Below are 18395 nucleotides of genomic sequence, written 5' to 3' on the forward strand. Positions count from 1 at the left end.
GGGGGGGGGGGGGGGCGCGGGGGGGTGGGGGGGGGGGGGGGGGGGGGGGGGGTTTTTTTTTTATGGGGGGGGGGGGGGGGGGCGGGGGGGGGGCCCCCCCCCCCCCCCACGGAGGAGGGGAGCGGAGCGCTGGCGGGCGACGTGCGGCTCGGCGCGGGTCTGGTGCTGCTGCTCGCGGTGGCTGCCGGAGTGCTCGCATGGGCGCGGATCCCGCGGCGGCGGGACGTGGTGACCGCCTCGTTGCGAGCGATCATCCAGCTGACCGTCGTCGGGCTTGCGCTACACGGTGTGTTCGCCGCGCCGCCAACCACGGTGGCGGTCCTGGCGGTCATGCTGGCCGCGGCGGTGGCGACGGCGTCGCGTCGACTGATCGGGTTCCCGGACGCGACCCGCCGGGTGACGGTCTCCTGCCTGCTGGGCGCGGGTGTCACCCTGGGCGTGATCTTCGCGGCTGGCGCGGTGGAACCCTCGGTGCGAACTCTGGTCGCGCTCGCCGGAAGCATCATCGGCGGGACGATGACGGCCTGCACGCTGACCGGTCGACGCATCGCCGAGGGGCTGCGTCGCCGGTGGGACGAAGTGGAGGCCTGGCTTGCCCTGGGCGCCTCGCCCCGGCAGGCCGTCGTGGACATCGCGCGGGACAGTGTCGCCGAGGCGCTTGTTCCGGCGCTGGACCAGACCCGCACGGTCGGGCTGGTGACCCTGCCGGGAACGTTCGTCGGCGCGCTGCTCGGCGGAGCCTCTCCCGCCGACGCGGCCCGCTTCCAGGTCGTGGTGCTCATCGGGATGCTGTCGGCACAGAGCGTCGCCGCGGTGTCGCTGGCGTGGCAGCTCGGCGCGCCGACGCGGCTGCCGGCCGCCGCGCGCGACCCGTCCGCCCTGGCTGAGGGCTCTTGAGCAGTTCTGGGGCGGGTCCCGCTCGGTCGTTCGCTCGGGGGGTCGCTCGGGGTCGCTCGGGCGGTTCGCCGGAGCAGGCTGCGGTGGGCGGCAGGGCTGGGCCGGCCGCCAGGAGCCGGCGGCCGACCATCGGCGATCGCTGGCTGGCGCTCAGGTCCGGGTGGGCTCCAGCACGAAGACCGGGATCTGGCGGTCGGTCTTGCGCTGGTACTCGTCGTAGCCCGGCCAGGCGGCGACCGCGCGCTCCCACCAGCGGTCCTTCTCCTCGCCCGTGACCTCGCGGGCGACGTAGTCCAGCCGGGTCGGCCCGTCCTGCAGCTCGACGTGCGGGTCGGCGACGATGTTGTGGTACCAGACGGGATGCTTCGGCGCTCCACCCAGCGAGGCGACGACGGCGTAGGCGCCCTCGTGCTCGACTCGCATCAGCGGCGTCTTGCGGATCTTGCCGGACTTCGCGCCCCGGGTCGTCAGGATGATGACGGGCTTCCCGTTCAGCTCAGCGCCGCGCGCGCCGCCGGAACTCTCGTACTCGGCGACCTGATCGCTGACGAAGGACTGGGGGCTCGGCTCGTACTCACCGGTCAGTGGCATGGAGCCCAGTCAACACCAGTCGCAGGGCAGCCACCCGCCGTAGTAGGGCCAGGGAGGGCGGCTGTGTACGCGTCGCCGGGCTGATCAGGAACTGAACAACATCCGGGCGAACCCGCCGTGCCGCTGACCGCCGTGACCGCCGTGACCGTGACCCCAGGCCGGCTGGCCGTAGTTACCTGGCTGGGCATAGGGCGCTGGCTGGGCATAGGGCGCCGGCTGCGGGTATCCGCCCGGCTGCGCGTACGGCGCGGGTGCCGGCGGGGGCGGCGCCGCCGGCTGGGCCCACTGGGCCTCCAGCCGGGTCAGCGCCTCGAGCTCGCCGTAGTCGAGGAAGATGCCCCGGCAGCCATCGCACTGCTCGATCTGGATGCCGTTGCGATTGTAGGTTCGCATCATCGCGTGACACTTCGGACACTGCAGGGTGTAACTCACGGTTTGCCACCTGCCGTTCACGGTGCGCCGGACGCCGGACCTCGCTCGGAAGCCTACCGGCCCGCTCGCACATCGGCGCCGGCCAGTCGCACTCCCGACGCGTCAGGCTCTCCCGGTCCCGCCGCCTGTGCGGTTCGTGCCCGGCCTGGTCGGCAGGCGATGGTCATCCCGGTACGGACCGGTACGCCGACGCGATGCGGGCACAGGCGGCAACGAACTCCCGGCCGACGTCATCCAGGGGACTCATGGAGCCGGTGGAGAACCCGGTACCGGTCGGGCTCTGGGCGGGTGAAGGTGCTGCCACGCCAAGATGGGCGGCGACGGCGGTTGCGGCGTACTCGATGGTGAGGGCCCGCGCGGGAAGGTCGAGAGCCGGCCACGGATCGCCCTCGGCCGGGACGGCGGGGCCGCCGCCCGCGCGGTAGGCGTCGAGGAAGCGAGCCCAGCGGTCCACCGGGAGCAGCCCACAGGCAAACCAGGCGGCCGGACGGGCGAGGTCCCAGGCCGGATCCCCGAAACCCAGGTCGTCCACGTCGATGATGCGCCACCCGGCACCCGGCAGGTCGACGAGCTGGCCGAAATGCCAGTCGCCGTGGATCAGGGCGGTGGGCCGTCCCGGCAGGGTGGCGGTGGGCTGTCTCGGCAAGGTGGCGCGGGGCTGCCCGGGCGCGACGGGGTGCGGTATCGCGGGCAGAACGGCGTGGGCGGCGAGGACGGGAACGACCAGTGGATGGCCGGCGTACGGGCGGAGCCGGGCGATGCGGTCGGCGAGGCGGCGCAGAACCGTCGCTGACGGCAGGCCGACGAGCTCGCCAGAGGCGCTCGGGGCACGGTGCAGCCGCGCGAGCAGCGAGCCGGCGGGTGCCCAGGGAGCCGTGTCGGCGTCCCGCTCGTCGAGGGCGTGACCAGCGGGCCAGGCACTGACCAGCCGCGACCCGATCCGCAGCATGAACGTCTGCGGGGCGTCCCGCGCAGCCAACGCGGGCAGCAGCACCTCCCGCAGGGCGGGGCGGGCGGCGAGCCGGAGTCGGGCGCCCAGATGATCCGGGTCGGTGCCGGCGGCGTGCGCCTTCAGGACGATGGCGCCGCAGCGGACCACGAGCCGGTCGTCCCGACGTGACACCACCACCGGCCCGGACCGCCGCTGCCTCCCCGGTGGTTCGGCCGGCCCCGGTGGACCGGCGGCGGCCAGCGGCGGGAGCGGGGTGAACTGCGCGGCCAGGCGCGCCATCGCCGCCATCAGGTCGGCCTCCTGCTCGCCGGGGCCGCTCACCGCGGCGGCTTACGGAGCCGCCAGACGCACTCCGACGGCCAGCGGCGGGCCCACACCTCATCACCGCGTCCACCGGCGGTGGCCTCCGCCTCGGGCCCGGTCTCGGCCTGGCCCTCGGACAGCGCGCTCGGTGGACGCGGCTCGAGCAGGTCCTCGACGACGAGCCCGCTGTCGCGGAACAGGCGGATCCAGGCCCCATAGGGCAGATTCATGCTGACCAGACCGTCTGCCTCGGCAACGAGTCGCAGGCCGAAGTAGTCGCGGATCAGCCGGGTGCCGGGGGCATCGCGGCCGGGACGCACGGTGATCTCGTAGATCGGGCTGACGTGACTGAATGCCAGCAGGCCGCCGGGGCGCAGCACGCGCGCCGCCTCGGGGATCGCCCGCAGCGGGTCGGCGAAGCTGAACGCCCCGTGGTCGGCGAAGACGATGTCGAACGATGCCTCGGCGAACGGCACCGCCTCGGCGCTCGCCTGCACGAGCGGGAAGTCGAGCCCGGTGTCGGAGGCAAGTCGGCGGCTGTGGCTGAGCTGGCGTTCCGACAGGTCCAGGCCGACGGCGCGGGCGCCGCGGCGGACGAGCGCCGTCGACCACTGGCCGCCGCCGCAGCCCATCTCCAGCACGTCCCGCCCGGCCACCTCGCCCAGCACGCCGAGACGCGATTCGGGTATCTCCCACAGGCCCCAGGAGATGTCGCCGGTGAACGCCTGCCGGCGGATCTGCGGCCCGTTGAGCCGCTGGTACTCATCGGAGATCTCATTCCAGCGTGCCCGGTTTGTCCGTACGTGCGCACCGGGGTGCGCGCCGCCGTCGGTCATTGTGTCCTCGTCCTCCTCCCGGCGGTCGCGGCGCCGCGGTGGGCGCCGCCGTCGACAGCGCGCGGGGCGGAGCCGGGGTGCCGGGTTGCCCCGCGCAGCGACGTCGTACGGGACGTCGCCGGGGCGCGTGGCGGCTGTCTGATCGATCATTTCGTCCGGTGCGTCATCGTATGAGACGCCTACGGACGACCCGATCAGCGCATCCGTGTTCCGCGGCGGCACGGAGTCCGACCATCCGGGCGGCCACATTACGGTGCGTAATGGCGGTTCCGGGTTCACTGAAGGTCGGAGTTCGGGGTCCAGGCAGTGTGGACGGTCCGGCGCGACGCGCGCCGGCGCGGCGTTCGGAGTGCGAACGCCACGCCGGCGCGTACGTTGGTTCGTGATCAGATCGACGGTTCGGGTCAGCGCAACGGTTCGTGGTCGGGTGATTGGCTCGGAGCCGACCGATTAGTGACCATTCGGTGACCCCTTGGTGACCGTCTCGTGGTCGGACTGGGGCGGTCTGGCCGCGGGCCCGTGGTTACCGCTTCGGTTCGGTGACGGCGACGGCGGTGCGGGTGTCATTCGCCGAACGGGCGCGCACGACCACGGTGTCGCCGGAGTGGATGTCGGTGACCTTCGCCGCCTTCTGGTCGACGCGGTACTTCGTGTCGCCGTTCAGAACGTACGTGGCGGCAAAGCCATCGTCGCTGGTAACGCTGAGCGAGGTCGGGCTGATCGCGGTGACCTTGCCGCGCTGGCCGTCGACGACCTGGAATCCCTTGTCGGTCCTGACCGTCGCCTCGCCGTGCAGGGCGTTGCGCCGCAGCTCGCGGAGCTCGGCAAGCCTGGGGTGTTCGCCCCTGGTGGGCCGCTCGCTCGAGGTTGCCGCGGTCGATGGTGCCGCCGTAGAAGTCGCCGGTGCCGGGGCCACGGTGGAGTCGGCCGAGGCGGCCGTGCCGGTGAGCCCCAGGCCCACGCCGAGCCCAAGGCCGAGCATGCCCACCGCCGCCACGGCGGCGCCCCGCCGTCCGCTGAGGATCCTGCGCATCATTGCTGTCCTTCCACCCGTCCGCACGCCGCGCGCGGCGGCGTGGCGCACCCGAATGGCGCGCTGCCGGAATTCACGGTGGTCGGTGAACGTGTGAACGAGATGCGAACCGCATCCGGATCCGGTGAGACGGTCACCCTGCCGGACGCACGACTGCTCGGGCCGAGAAGTGATCTCTCGGCCCGAGCAGTCGTGGCAGTCTGACGAGGCCCGAGGTGGCGCGCGGAGGTGGACCGGCGCCGCCGGTTGACGCCAGCGCCTGGACGGTTAGTCGCCGGTCGCCGGTCGCCGGTCGCCGGTCGCCGGTCGGGGATCGCGGCTGAGCTCAGACTCGGGAACGTGTGCGGTCGCTTGCGTCCGAGGTCGTCGGCTGGGCGGGGACGGCGGCGCGGGCGGCACCCGTCCAGCTGGGTGCCTCGTCGGACTTGGGCGGCAGGGACGGCGCGAAGTTGTCGCCGAGGCGCTGCAGGGCCGCGCGGGCGAAGATCTGCTGCTCGGTGACGGTGCGTTCCGAGCGGCCGCGACCGATGAAGCTGACCGTCCAGTGCAACAGGGTGGTCAGGCGGTGCTTGAACCCGATGATGTAGACGAGGTGCACCGCGAGCCAGACCAGCCAGGCGAAGAACCCGCTGAACTGGACGCCGCCGATCTTGGCCACCGCGCTGAACCGCGAGATCGTGGCCATGCTGCCCTTGTCGTGGTACTTGAACACATTGCCGGTGCGCTTGCCGGCGACCCAGGACTGGATCTCCTTGGCGGCGTGCCGGCCGCCCTGGATCGCGACCTGCGCGACACCGGGGAGACGGTCGAGGCTCATCATGTCGCCGATGACGAACACCTCGGGGTGGCCGGGCAGGGTGAGGTCGGGCAGCACCTCGACCCGTCCGGCGCGGTCGATGCCGGCGCCGGTCTGCTCGGCGAGCTGCTTGCCCAGCGGGCTCGCGGCGACCCCGGCGGCCCAGACCTTGCACACCGACTCGATCCGCCGGTGGGTGCCGTCGGCGTCCTCGACCTCGATGCCGGTCGCGTCGACGTTGACGACCTTCGCGCCGAGCTGAACCTCGACGCCGATCTTCTCGAGCTTGTCCTGCGCCGTCGCGCCGAGCCGCTCGCCGAAGGGCGGCAGCACGGCGGGGGCGGCGTCGAGCAGGATGACCCGTGTCTTGGTCGTGTCGATGCTGCGGAAGTCGCGCCTGAGTGTGCGCCGGGAGAGTTCGGCGATCTGACCGGCCATCTCCACACCGGTCGGACCGGCACCGACGACGACGAAGGTGAGCAGGCGCTCGACGTCGGCCGGCTCGGTGGAGCCCTCGGCGAGCTCGAACATGCCGAAGATGCGTCCGCGCAGCTCGAGCGCGTCGTCGATGCTCTTCATGCCGGGGGCATGCGTGGCGAACTGGTCATTGCCGAAGTACGACTGCCCGGCACCCGCGGCGACGACCAGGCTGTCGTAGGGGTGGACGGTCGTGCGGCCGAGCAGCTGCGAGGTGACGGTGCGGGCCAACACGTCGATCTCGGTCACCTCGCCGAGCACGACCTGGGCGTTGTCCTGCCGGCTGAGCACCTCGCGGGTGGTCGGGGCGATCTCGCCTTCCGACAGGATGCCCGTGGCCACCTGGTAGAGCAGCGGCTGGAACAGGTGGTGGGTGGTCTTGGCGACCAGAGTGATCTCGACGGGCGCCTTGCGAAGAGCCTGCGCGGTGAACAAACCTCCGAAGCCGGAGCCGATGATCACCACTCGGTGCGGGGAGCTCCGACGCCCCTCGAGCCGTTCCGGTTCGCCGGCGTGCCCTGTGTGGGCGCTGTCCGTGTTCACGATCCTTCTCCGCTCAACCTCATGACTCCCAGCGGTGCCCGTTGGCCCCGCGGAGACCGCATCCCCACGAGCGCACGGGTCTCTGCCAAGTATTTTCCGCCGTTTGGCGGCTACGGGATCGTGTTCATTGTCACCCCGCTCCATGAAGGCTGCTCTCGCATTGTGTGGCCTGGAGCACATCCACCCTGGCGGGTGGTTGGGGCAGTTCGGACGGGGTGCCGCGCGAGCCCTTCGTCGGGCCGCGATCCGCCTGCGTACCAAGGTGCGAAATAGACCCTGGGCTCGGCGTGTCCCATCATCGCGTCCGTGCCGTCCGTCGGTGTCGGCTGTGATGCCAGCTGTTGATGCCAGCTGTCGAAAGTGGCCGTCGAAGGTGGCTGTCGATGGTGCGTATGTGGATGCGCCTGGCCGGCCGGCGTACACCTGTAGATCAGGATGTCTGCCGAGTGCGCCGATTCCGGAATCGTATTATTCCAGCAGCTATTTCTCGGGCGGATGTCGATCCCGTCTGCGCGTTCTTCGTCCCGGCACTTCGCCGGAGTGCTCCGGTACCCATCCCTTCCGCACGTGCACGTTCACCGGCGGCTGGATCGAGTGGTGTACTCGCGGATCCGCCGGCTCGACGATGCGTCGTCCGGTGACGGTGCGCGCTGGCCGCCTTCCCATCACTCTCGGGCTGGGTGCGCGGGCGGAACCGGTCCCGGACGGCCGTCGCCTGCGGTGTTCCCGGCCCGGGACGTGGTCGGTGGCCGACCCCGTCGTCCGGGCGGCCGGTCTAGCTGGCCGGCTGGCCATGACGCTGCGTGTGGGATGGCTACCTGACCGCTGATCGTTCGCCGCATTTTGCCGGACCCGCGTCGTGACGAATGTTGCGATGGTGGACAATCCTCTCACCGTCCGTGGTCATGGCGGTCTGGCCGAACGGGGAGTGTGATGATGGCTGACGTACCCGAATGGGCGACGGGCGTGGACGTCGACCGGCCGAGCGCCGCGCGTATATACGACTACGCGCTTGGCGGCTCGCACAACTTCGCCGCCGACCGGGAGGCCTACGCGGACGTCGTGACGACGTTTCCCGATGCGCCGCTGGTGGCCCGCTCGAACCGGCTCTTCCTGCATCGGGCGGTGCGCCACATCGTCACCGACCTGGGCGTCACCCAGTTCCTCGACCTCGGTTCGGGTGTCCCGACCGTGGGCAACGTGCACCAGATCGCTCAGAACATCGATCCGCGGGCGCGCGTCGTCTACGTAGAGATCGATCCGGTGGCCGTGGCGCACGCCGAGATCCTGCTCGCCGACAACCCGCGGGCCACGATGCTGCGCGCGGACGTCCGTGACCCGGCGGCGATCCTGCGCTCGGAGCAGGTCACCTCGCTGCTCGACCTATCCCGACCGGTCGCCGTGCTCATGGTCACCGTGCTGCATTTCATCCCGGACGCCGACAGTCCCGCCGGCATCGTGCGGGCGTTTCGCGACGCGACCGTGCCGGGCAGCGCCGTGGCGGTCTCGCACCTGATCGCCGGCGACTGGGACGATGAGTCCGGCAATGTCGAGCAGGTCTACAACCGGACGTCGACCGGGATCAACCCGCGATCGAGGGCCGAGATCGCCGGCCTTCTCGACGGCTACGACCTGGTCGAGCCCGGTCTCGTGTACTCGCCGCTGTGGCGCCCGGACCCTGGGCCCGCCGGGCTCGATCCCCTGACGGACGACCCGGCGCGGTCCGTGGCGCTCGCCGCGGTGGGCCGCCGCTAGCGCCGGATGGAGTCCGCTGCGTCCCCGAAAGCCGGAGAGCTCTCGAAAACAGGAACACCCGCGAAAGGCGGAATGTCCCAGATGGACGGGATGCCCACGGAGGGCCGGGTGACGCCGGCCGCCCGTACGCGAGGGATCGCGGGATTCGCCCAGGTGTGGGCGCGCGCGATCCTGGGTACGAGCTTCCCGGACAGCGGGCTGGTCGGGATCGAGCGGCGGTTACACGCCCTGTCCCAGCGGCTCATCGACGTCCTGCTGCGCGAACCGTTCGTCGCCGACGAGGCGGGAGCGGTGGCCGCTGCCCTGCTCGAACACACCTACGGCGCCTCCGACGCGCTCGCCGCGACGATGGAGGTCTGCGGCAGCCAGCTGCTCACCGCGCTCGCGCTGGAGTCCAGCCCCGAGCTCACCGGGCGGGTCGCCGCCTTACAGGGCGCGTTCGCCCGCGGCTACGCCGGCGCGCTGCGTGAGCGCATCCTCGCCGACCAGGACCTCATCCACCGGGCCGCCCGACGGTCGACCACCGACCGGCTGCGCCTGATCTTCTCCGCACCGACCGTGGGCATCGTCGTCGCCGATGACCTTGGCCGGATCCGGGACACCAACGACGCCTTCGCGCGGATGGTCGGCGTCGCCCCCGGTCGGATGCTCGGCCGGTCACTGTGCGACTTCGCTCACCCGGACGACGCCGCTCGCCTGCGCGAGGAGCTGGCGGCCCAGCGTCGAGACGGAACGCGGCGCATCCGCGGCGACCTTCGGCTGACCAGCCCGTCCGGTGCCGTGGTGCACGCCGATCTGTCCACCTCCTGCCACCACAGCGGCAGCCGGTGCGAGGCCCAGCTCTCTCTGATCACGGACGTGACGGATCGCCACCAGCTGCAGGAACGGCTCCGGTATCAGGCCCGGCACGATCCGCTGACAGGCCTGCCGAACCGGGTCATGCTCCGGGAACGGGTCGAGCAACTGACCGCCGGCGGGACGCGGCGTCGCCTCGGGCTGTGCTTCGTCGACCTCGACGGCTTCAAAGCGGTCAACGACGGGCTCGGGCACGACGTCGGCGACCAGCTGCTCGTGGCCGTCGCCGATCGCCTGCGGGTAACCCTCGTCGACGGGCAGCTGCTCATCCGGATCGGGGGCGACGAGTTCGTCATCCTGCTCGCCGACACCGCCGGCATCGAGGATGTCACGGAGGTGGCCCGTCGGGTGCTCGCGGCGCTGGCCGAACCGATCCAGGTCGGCGCCCATCTGCTCACCGCCGGCGCGAGTCTCGGCCTGGCCGAGAGCCCGGTGGGCACGGCCGACTTCGGTGACCTGATGCGGGACGCCGATCGCTCGTTGTACCGAGCCAAGGAGGCCGGCCGCGGGCGGTGGGCCGTGGTCGACTCCGATCACGACGACCATCAGGTCAGTCGGCACACTCTCGCCCCCATGCTGGCCAGTGCCGTCCGCCGGGACGAGTTCGTCGTCCACTACCAGCCGATCGTCGCCCTGACACCGGCCGCCTCGACACCTGCCATCCCCACACCCGGGTCAGGATCCGCGTCGGTGGTGGTCGGCGTGGAGGCGCTCGTGCACTGGCGCCACCCCCGCTTCGGGCTGCTCGCGCCGGAGATGTTCCTCGGCCCGGCCGAACGGACCGGTCAGATCGGTGCGCTGGGCCGTCGGGTGCTGGAGCTGGCCTGCGGGCAGGCGGCGTCCTGGCCGGCCACCCAGGACGCACCGCACTACGTGAGTGTGAACCTCAGCGCCGGGCAGCTGCGGGAGCCGGGCCTGGTCGACCAGGTGGACCGGATCCTCGACGCCGCCGGGCTGCCCGCGAACCGGTTGCAGCTCGAACTCACCGAGGCGGTGGTCCTCGGGCCGGCCGGCGGGCCGACCCGGGTGCTGCGTGACCTTGCCGCGCTGGGTGTTCGCCTGGCCGTCGACGACTTCGGCAGCGGCTACGCCAACCTCACCCGGCTGCATCGGTTGCCGCTGCACAGCCTCAAGCTTTCCAGCTCGCTGGTCAGCCGGGACGAGGACGGTGCGACCGATCCGGGCGGGGAGAGCACCGTGCGTGCGCTGGTCGGTCTCGGGCACGCGTTCGGCCTCACCGTCATCGCCGAGGGTGTCGAGACCGACGCCCAGGCCGAGCGGCTGCGTCGGGTCCAGTGCGACGGCGCGCAGGGCCATCTGTTCGCCCGGCCGCTACCGCCCGAGGAGCTTCACGCCTGGCTGGCCGTCTCGACGTCCGGCACGGAGACCGAACCGCCAGGGTGGACGCCGTCCGGTGCCGTGCCGTCGGGCGGGACTGTGGCCGGTGCGGGGAGCGTCTCCGCGCCGTCCGCGGCCGCGCGGGGGATACCGAGGTCGCAGGTGGCGGGCCCGCATGTTCGGCGGGCGGTCGGTTGAAGCCGCCGGGATCGTCCGGCCACGGCAGGTCTGGCTCGGCACGTGTACGGAACAGTGCACGGAGCGTGCAGTCGGGGAGCTGACAGCGGAGAAACCATGGGCTGCGAGCCGGAATCGGCGCAGCCTCATAGGCTCTTGGAATGCGACCCTCGCGTGATTGTCGCCCGTCAGGACATGCGGCAGTCGGCCCCGCCGGTCGGGGTGGACCGGCCCACAGCAGTACCCAAGCCGTCGCTCTTGTCCACCCGAACGGCCCCGTCGGTTCCCCCGGCTCCACGGGCAGTGGATCCGGGGCCCGTGCCGGAGCCGCCCGCCTGATGGCGGGCGGGCTGGTGCTGGGCCTGGCCGCTGGGTGCGCCGGCCTGCTCGCCGGATGCTCGTCCGGCGGCTCAGGCGTGGCGAAGGATGTGCGGATCACTGGCTGCGCGCGAGACCCGGACAATCACCGAGCGGTGGTGCGGGGGACGGTGCACAACAGTTCGTCCAAGCGGTCGAACTACGTCATCCAGGTCGACGTCCAGGCAAACGACAGCAAGATCGAAAGCGGCTTGGCGTCGGTGCTCCGCGTACAGCCCGGCCGGACCGAGACCTTCACGGCCAAGCCCGTCGGCGTGGACGTCCCCAGTGGCACCGCCCTGAAATGCACGGTCGCCCACGTCGGCCGCATCGCCGCCGAGTAGATCCCGCTCGTTTACGCCGACGCGATCGGAGTATCGGATTCCGTCCGAGTGGACTTGTCCGGCCGGCCTGGTGCCGCTGCTCAGCCGCGCAGTGCTGGTCCGAAACGCGGCCCGCCGCGGGTGAGGTAGGCGCGGGTGCGCGGCGGCGGGACCGGCAGGCGTGGGGGCCCGCCCGCCACCTGCCCGGGGGGCGTCTGTCCCGCGGCCGCCGGGGTGGAGATCACCGGTGCGGAGATCGTCTCGGGGCCGTTCCGGTGGTCGCCGCCCGGATGGGCAGCCGCGCTGCCGCCGCGGAGCAGTCCGACCCGGGCGGCGACGCCGAGGCTGTAGAGCAGGACGCGCACCCGGGTGTCGATCTCGTCGCGGATAGCGCGGACGTCCTCAAGCGAACGCCCGGCCGGGTCGTCGACCTCCCAGGCGAGGTACCGGGTGTGCGGATAGACCGGGACGATGTCGCCGCAGCCCATCGTGATGACCACGGATGCGGCTCGTACCGCGCCGTCGGTGAGCTGGGTGGGCCGGTGGCCAGACAGGTCGACGCCGAGCTCGGCCATGGCGGCCACGACCGTGGGCGCCACCGCTGGCGCGGGTGAGGTCCCCGCCGAGCGGGCCTGGATACGACCGTGGCTGTGCTGCTCGAGCAGAGCCGCTCCCATCGGGGAGCGGCCGGCGCCTCGGGCACAGACGAACAGCACCTCGGGGCCCGAGACCTCCCCGTCGCCCGGATAGGGGGCGGGGGCCTCCTGAGGTGCGGCCGTGGCGGTATACGCGCGCGTCATGTCGACCTCTCCGCCCGGATGCGTCGAGTTCTGTCCTGGCCTGTCGAGAAGATGACAAATGGGTATCTTTGTGGAACGTGGGCGCGGGAGCGGTGACACGTATCGTCAACCGGATTGTCGGTGTGGCTGACGGTGGTGGTCTTCACGTCAAATGCGGGCATTGAGCTCATCCTACCGGGAGATGTGAAGGCCATCCGTACATTGTTGACCCGAGTCGTGGCGCGAGGGTCGGTTGTCGGGGTTCGCTGGGTACCAGGGGTCAGGTCCTCTCGACGGCCAGCAGGCCGGTCAGCAGGGCAGAGTGGCCAGGGGGTCAGAGCCTCGTCAGGTCGGTGATCCGTCCCGTCGGAGGTCCGTCGTGCCGGCGAGCCGGGCCGGAAGGGTGCCCAGGACAGTCACGCCCGGGACGGGCGCGCACCGGACGGCGGCGCACCGGACGGCGGCGCGGTGGCGGGTACCGGTGCCACCGCGGGGGCCGGGGTGCCGCGACGGACGCGGGACCGCGGGCCGGTCGTCGCGGGGACAGTCCAGGCCGGGATGGCGGCCGGTCAGGGGTCCGGTGGTGGCGCGGGCAGGGCCGCCGCCGGCTCGGCAGCGTGCGCCGACGTGAACGGTAGGCGTGGACCGCGCGATGCCCGCCGGCCGGGCTGTGCGCGTGGACGGCGTTCATCGCCGCATCGTGAGCGGGTTGCCGAGCAGGTAGGCCCCCACCATCTCGAAGTTCGCCGGCGCCAGGGTGATGTGCGCCACCGCGCTGTGAACGTCGCGGAAGCAGCGGTCGAGGCGGCCACCCTCGGCCAGCGACCGGGTGCCCGCCAGGCTGTGCAGACTGTCGACCGCCCGGACCGTGTTCTCACCCACGATGGCCGCGGCCAGCCGGATCACCGCGGACAGCTCCTCGCCGCCGATCGGGCCGCGCGGGCTGGCATGGTCGGCGGCGTCGGAGAGCATGAGCTCGGCGGAACGGACGAGGCCGGTGGCGCGGGCGAGCCCGGCCTGCACGGTGTGGCTGCTGGCAAGGGTCTGCGTCCCGCGGGCTGGCACCGCGCCGACGGCGATGCCGGGGAAGGCACTGAGCGCCTCCTGGGCGATCCCGAGCGCCGTGGACGCGGTCGTGAACGGACCGAAGTCGTAGTAGGCGATCGGGTACCCCCGGGAGGGGCGGGTCAGTGGGGGCTGGCGCAGCAGGCTGCCGTCGACGCTGAAGTCCTCGGGGACGAACACGTCGTCGACGGTGAAGCTCACACTGCCGGTACCGCGCAGGCCCACGGTGTGCCAGTCATTGTCGAGCCGCGCCGCGTCGGCGGGCACGAACAGCATCCGGGTGGGCGCCGGTACCGAACCCGTGTCCCCGGTGCGGCCCGGGCCCTCGCGGTGGGCGGTGTCCTCGCGGTGGGCGGTGTCCTCGGTGAGGCGGGACGCGCATACCAGCCAGTCGGCGTGGGTCGAGCCGCTCGCGAATGACCAGCGTCCGCGCAGCCGATATCCGCCGGGGACCGCCTCGGCGTGGCCGGTCGGGTTGATGCCGCCGACGACGAGCCGGTCGCACTCCTGGAACATCCGCGCGGCGACCCGCTCGGGCAGGTAGTCCGACATCCGGGAGATCACCCCCTGCACGCCCATCTGCCAGGCGACCGATGCGTCGACCCGGGCCAATGCCTGCAGGACCGCCGACCCGGTGCGGACGCTGACGCCGCCGCCACCGAAGGACGGGGACACCCACATGCGGTGGATGTTCTGCGCCCGCAGCGCGTCGATGACGGCCGCGGGCGTCACCCGTTCTCGCTCGGCCCGTTCACGCTCCTGGACCAGGACAGGGATGACCTTCTCGACTCGGGCGAGCCACTCCTTCGTCTCCTCGTGCGAGTGCGCGGAACCGCTCCAGAACACGTCAGCCACCTACTCTGCTCGCCGGATCGTGTCGGCTCTGCGGGAAAGGGTAGGAACAAAGGTGCCGGCCGGCTACTGGCCGGTCGGTTTCCGGCATTTTTCGGGTCGGGTCAAAAATTACCAACTCTGTTGACGCCCGGCTACGAACAGAAGTCCGACGGCCCGAAGGTGCCAGCACCTGGTGGCCGCCTCGCGGCGCGGGATCCGAGACGCCGCGCCGCCTCGGATTGACCACGATGACGCTGAGCTGCGACGACATCACCTGAATCCTTGTTCGTTGCGGGAGTGCGCCCGCGGGTCACGGGCAGGTTGCGGCAGTCTTTCTCCGCAACTACGGGTTGATGGTAGCCAATTTCGACGTAGGTGCGGGTCGAAGTCGATCGTCGGCCCCGTGCTCGCGGGTCTGTGCCCAAAAAGGGTAGGGGAGTCCCCCTGAGTGTGGTGATGTCGGCCGAGGGTAATTGGCCTCGCCCACGTTGTGACCGTCACTGTCCGGCATCGACCGCGTCACCCGGGTGACGCTCCTGGTTGGCAACTCCCTCGATACATCCACCGAGTAGGGTTTTTCCATGGTCCTTAGTATTCGTAACCAATTCACCGGGATTGTGAGCGAGGTTGTCCACGGCTCCGTCATGGGCACCGTTGCCATCGAGATCTCTGGTGGGCAAACGCTGACGGCCACCGTCACCGTGGATGCGATCAAGGAGCTGGGTATCGGTGTGGGAAGCCCCGTATCCGCGTTGATCAAGTCAACGGACATCTCGGTCGCCACACGTGAAACCGCAGGTCTGAGTATTCGCAACAAGCTGCGGGGGAGGCTCGTCGGCCTCGACTCCGGGGGCGCGATGTCGGTCGCGCGCATCGCGCTCGGCGACGGCCTGGAGGTCACCGCCGCGATCACCCGGGCGGCGGCCGAGGAGCTGAAGCTCGAGCCGGGAACCGAGGTCACGGCGTTGATCAAATCAACTGAGGTCTCGTTCGCCGCAGTCTGACCCCACCTGTTCCGGTCGGTCGGAAATCTGCTCCGGCCGGCCGGACAAAGTCCCGTGCCACGTGGCACGGGGAAGCTGGCGGTATACGTACTAACGGCTCGTCAGATTTACGATCCGGGTAACGACGGATGACGGTTCCCGGTGTGACGGCAAAGAATGCCGGTCGGCGGTGGAGCCGGCGTCATCGCCCATCGCGTTCCCTCGTTCGCGCCGCGGGGCCGGCATGGGGATGCGCCGCACGGTTGCGGGCACCCCCGTGGGAACACCCCGGTGTGCCCGTCTCGTACGCTGGCTCGCAGCGCGGAAAGAACCGAAACCGCCGGTCACGGGCATACCCGGATGGGCGCACCCGCCGAGCCCGGTCCGCTAAAAGGTGTGACTCGTCGGCCACCCCGAACGGGCCGTAATCCCGCCAGGACATCATGGGGCCGCCGGACAGATCACGGCCGCCGGAGAAACCACCTGCCGCCCGGCGCTCCACTTGCCGCCAGCCACTCACCTGCCGCCTGGCGATCCACTTTTCGCCGGGCAGCTACTTTTCGCCGGGCGAATGATGGGGCCACCCGCCCACGGCCGGCGAGGCGCGGGCGGGTGGCCCCCGCCGGGTTGGTATCGGACAGCTCTGGCATCGGACAGCTCTGGCGTCGGGCACCTGGCGTCGGACACGGAGCATCGGAGGGCGGACGTCGGATATCAGCTGGAATCCGACGGGCCGCCCGCCGATGGGGTGGGGGCGACGGGCGGCCCGTCGGGGTGCGGCGGCCCCCGTCGCGGGGGGGCGCCTGGTCTGTGCGTGACAGCTGGCGCTGCTGCCCAGGCGTGGTGTCGAGGTTTGGTGTCGAGGCCCAGCGCGGTCAGCCCTCCGCGGACCGCGCCGGGCCTGGATACCGGATCGGCTAGCCGCTCGGGCGCCGATCCGGGTCGTCGGGACGCGGCCGGGCCGGGCGTAGGGAGTTGCCGTGCAGGAGCAGGAATCCGGATGGCCGGACCTCACCCGGCCGGGCCGGCGCGGCCGCGTCGAGGTCGTCGACGGCATGGGCTCGCACGGCGACGAGGATCTGTTCCCAGATGCTCGAGGGCAGGCGGTTCTCCCGGTGCTCGGCATCGGCGTGGTAGCGGACGATCACCTCATCGGTGGGTTCCCTGGCGACCTGACCGGCACCCGCGCCCCATGCGGTCCAGCCGGCGTCTCCGTCCGCGGCCGTGAGGGCGTCAAACCGTCCGGCGCGCACCTCGTCGACGAACGCCAACCACAGAATCGTGGGCATCCGCAGCTCACATGTCCTCCCGGCGTAGCGGTAACGGATGATCACAGTGTCGTCGCGGGAGGTGAGCCGAAGCCCGGGCGCGCACGCCGGGCGCCGCCAGTAGGGCACGACCGGTGTGACGGATGCGGGCGGTGTCGCTCGAGCGGCGGAACCCGCTCGCGGCTTGCGGGAGGTGTGGTGTGTGGATGTCTGAACAGGGTCCGGGAGAGGACCCGTGTGTGCGGTGCCCGAGGTCCTCTCCCGGTGTGCCTCACCGCCCGTACAGGCCCGCGTGGCGATCCGCCCACTGCGGTGGACGATCGGATGCGGGCGGGGCAGCAACCCTCGGCGGAATCCGCTGTCCCAGGAGGAGAACCCCGTTGTATTCACCAGGAATCCTCCTCGCCTCGGTTGCTGGGACGCGGGCTGCGCGTCCGCCGGTGGACTCATCACACCGTGTTGGGCCGATCCCCGACAGAGCGCAACAACCGGGTGCGGCCCTGCACGCCCCCGTTGCACTGCTGCGGCGCAAGCAGTGCAGGGCCAAGGCCCGAACTCCGCCCGGTACCTTCTCCGCCCAGTCGGGAGCTCGACGCCCGGGCTGGAAGCTCGACGCCCGGGCTGGAAGGGGGACAACCTCGTCCGGGACGCGGCGAACGTGTCCGGTGTCGAGGTCTGCCTCGGTGACGGCGACGACACGGTCACCAGCCTCGGTGGCCCGCCCCGCCGGGTCCTGTCGGCGCTGGGTGGGCCCGGCAGCGGTTCGATTGCCGGCGGCGTGGCCGACGCTCGCCCCGGCGGCACCGGATGGATGCACATCGACGGTGGCGTCAGCTCAGACCCGGGCGGAAACGTCGAGAGCACCGCGAACCGCGGGTCCCTCGTGAACGGACGATCTCGCCGGTCGGCCGTTTATGAATTCGCAATAATGTGACGCGGGTAATGCTGCGGACAGGGGCACCCATCATGGGTTAACCGCCGCCGACGGGTGGGTGACGTTCAGGTGGGAGCGGACGGGCGTCCGCGGTGCGCAGCGGCATCCGTTGATCGGCGTCGAGGCGAGCCGGAGCTTCGTCGGCCGGCTCGCCGCCTCGATGTCCTCCAGCCGCCTCAGCCGTCGGCGATGACGGCAGTCCACCTGCGGTCATGGGAAATGGCCGCGCCGAGGTCCTGTAGGTGCCGCAGGGCGGCGGTCACCTCGGCGGACGGAAGGTCGAGCGTGTGTGCGAGAGCGCGGGCGCGAAGCGGCCTGTTCGCGCAGCGCAGGGCGGCCCGCACGCGGGCTCCCGTCCGGTCCGTACGTCCCGTGAGTTCGACGCGATGCCGCGACCCCTGGCGGGGCAGTTCGATGGCTAAGTCAGCGTCCGATGACTCGGTGCTGGTGACGCGGTCCACGGAATGCATGTCACTCCCTTCATTAGAGCTAGCATCTATAACGATGCAACACGAAGACACCGTATTTCCTGCGACCTGCATCGCTTTACTGTTGGTAGTTTTAAAAATACGGTGTGTATGTGGTCTTTTTGGTGGACGGCATGGGTCTGGGCGATCATCCGCCGGGGATGCTGGACTCTCCGCTCAGGTACTGCGACGTCCCGGGCAGGGTGTCGAGCGGGGCCGGTTCCCACCCTGGCGGTCCCGCGTATCCTGCCCCGACCGGGGTCCCCTAGACGAGGGTCTCGTCATCCGTGTCGCCTCGGCCGTGTCCCGCGGCCGTGTCGCCTCGGCCGTGTCGCCTCGGCCGTGTCGCCTCGGCCGTGTCGCCTCGGCCGTGTCGCCTCGGCCGTGTCGCCTCGGCCGT

Annotated in this window: 15 protein-coding genes; 5 read left to right on the forward strand and 10 right to left on the reverse strand. The window is 71.3% G+C overall.

All coding sequences use genetic code 11. The features are described 5' to 3' along the window. On the forward strand, positions 1-897 hold an 897-nt coding region (locus MXD95_RS07915), incomplete at its 5' end, for an ABC transporter permease (RefSeq protein ID WP_374121987.1). Positions 898-1047: 150 nt separating this feature from the next. Here MXD95_RS07915 and MXD95_RS07920 read toward each other — a convergent pair. The 6 genes from MXD95_RS07920 to MXD95_RS07945 all read right to left on the reverse strand — a co-directional run bounded on the left by MXD95_RS07920 (position 1048) and on the right by MXD95_RS07945 (position 6860). After that, positions 1048-1488, reverse strand: coding sequence for a nitroreductase family deazaflavin-dependent oxidoreductase (locus MXD95_RS07920; protein ID WP_250639890.1), 441 nt, complete (start codon positions 1486-1488; stop codon positions 1048-1050). An 84-nt stretch (positions 1489-1572) separates the two neighbouring features. Beyond that, positions 1573-1920, reverse strand: a complete 348-nt coding sequence (locus tag MXD95_RS07925; protein WP_308301462.1) for a TFIIB-type zinc ribbon-containing protein — start codon at positions 1918-1920, stop codon at positions 1573-1575. A 163-nt stretch (positions 1921-2083) separates the two neighbouring features. Beyond that, positions 2084-3193, reverse strand: a complete 1110-nt coding sequence (locus MXD95_RS07930; protein ID WP_250639892.1) for an aminoglycoside phosphotransferase family protein — start codon at positions 3191-3193, stop codon at positions 2084-2086. Continuing rightward, positions 3190-4011 (reverse strand): class I SAM-dependent methyltransferase, encoded by an 822-nt coding sequence (locus MXD95_RS07935; RefSeq protein WP_250639893.1) that lies wholly within the window; start codon positions 4009-4011, stop codon positions 3190-3192. The genes MXD95_RS07930 and MXD95_RS07935 overlap by 4 nt, the downstream gene beginning before the upstream one ends. Positions 4012-4534: 523 nt before the next feature. After that, complete coding sequence (locus MXD95_RS07940; protein ID WP_250639894.1) at positions 4535-5044, reverse strand: hypothetical protein; 510 nt, start codon at positions 5042-5044, stop codon at positions 4535-4537. Between the two features lie 325 nt (positions 5045-5369). Further along, positions 5370-6860: an NAD(P)/FAD-dependent oxidoreductase gene (locus MXD95_RS07945; RefSeq protein WP_250639895.1), complete on the reverse strand. Its 1491-nt coding sequence runs from the start codon at positions 6858-6860 to the stop codon at positions 5370-5372. Between the two features lie 936 nt (positions 6861-7796). Here MXD95_RS07945 and MXD95_RS07950 point away from each other — a divergent pair. The 3 genes from MXD95_RS07950 (at position 7797) to MXD95_RS07960 (ending at position 11686) form a co-directional block, all read left to right on the forward strand. Further along, on the forward strand, positions 7797-8615 hold the full coding sequence (locus MXD95_RS07950; RefSeq protein ID WP_250639896.1) for an SAM-dependent methyltransferase: 819 nt from the start codon (positions 7797-7799) through the stop codon (positions 8613-8615). A gap of 90 nt (positions 8616-8705) precedes the next feature. Then, positions 8706-11006: a putative bifunctional diguanylate cyclase/phosphodiesterase gene (locus tag MXD95_RS07955; protein ID WP_250639897.1), complete on the forward strand. Its 2301-nt coding sequence runs from the start codon at positions 8706-8708 to the stop codon at positions 11004-11006. A 317-nt stretch (positions 11007-11323) separates the two neighbouring features. Beyond that, a complete protein-coding gene (locus tag MXD95_RS07960; protein ID WP_250639898.1) occupies positions 11324-11686 on the forward strand; it encodes an FxLYD domain-containing protein in 363 nt (120 codons plus the stop codon). 80 nt (positions 11687-11766) lie between these two features. Here the strand turns inward: MXD95_RS07960 and MXD95_RS28860 are convergent, their stop codons facing one another. Together MXD95_RS28860 and MXD95_RS07970 are read right to left on the reverse strand one after the other, a co-directional pair. Then, positions 11767-12465, reverse strand: coding sequence for an arsenate-mycothiol transferase ArsC (locus MXD95_RS28860; RefSeq protein WP_308301463.1), 699 nt, complete (start codon positions 12463-12465; stop codon positions 11767-11769). Between the two features lie 666 nt (positions 12466-13131). Further along, positions 13132-14355, reverse strand: a complete 1224-nt coding sequence (locus MXD95_RS07970) for an acyl-CoA dehydrogenase family protein (RefSeq protein WP_250639902.1) — start codon at positions 14353-14355, stop codon at positions 13132-13134. 569 nt (positions 14356-14924) lie between these two features. On the opposite strand from MXD95_RS07970, the gene MXD95_RS07975 reads away from it, so the two are divergent. Further along, complete coding sequence (locus MXD95_RS07975; protein ID WP_250639899.1) at positions 14925-15347, forward strand: TOBE domain-containing protein; 423 nt, start codon at positions 14925-14927, stop codon at positions 15345-15347. A gap of 896 nt (positions 15348-16243) precedes the next feature. Here the strand turns inward: MXD95_RS07975 and MXD95_RS07980 are convergent. Together MXD95_RS07980 and MXD95_RS07985 are read right to left on the reverse strand one after the other, a co-directional pair. Then, a complete protein-coding gene (locus MXD95_RS07980; RefSeq protein ID WP_250639900.1) occupies positions 16244-16615 on the reverse strand; it encodes a hypothetical protein in 372 nt (123 codons plus the stop codon). A gap of 1089 nt (positions 16616-17704) precedes the next feature. Further along, the gene (locus MXD95_RS07985) at positions 17705-17998 is read right to left on the reverse strand and encodes a hypothetical protein (RefSeq protein ID WP_250639901.1); all 294 of its coding nucleotides are present in this window, start codon (positions 17996-17998) and stop codon (positions 17705-17707) included. Between the last annotated feature and the right edge of the window lie 397 nt (positions 17999-18395).

Source organism: Frankia sp. AiPa1, from assembly GCF_023243075.1.
Classification (GTDB): Bacteria; Actinomycetota; Actinomycetes; order Frankiales; family Frankiaceae; genus Frankia.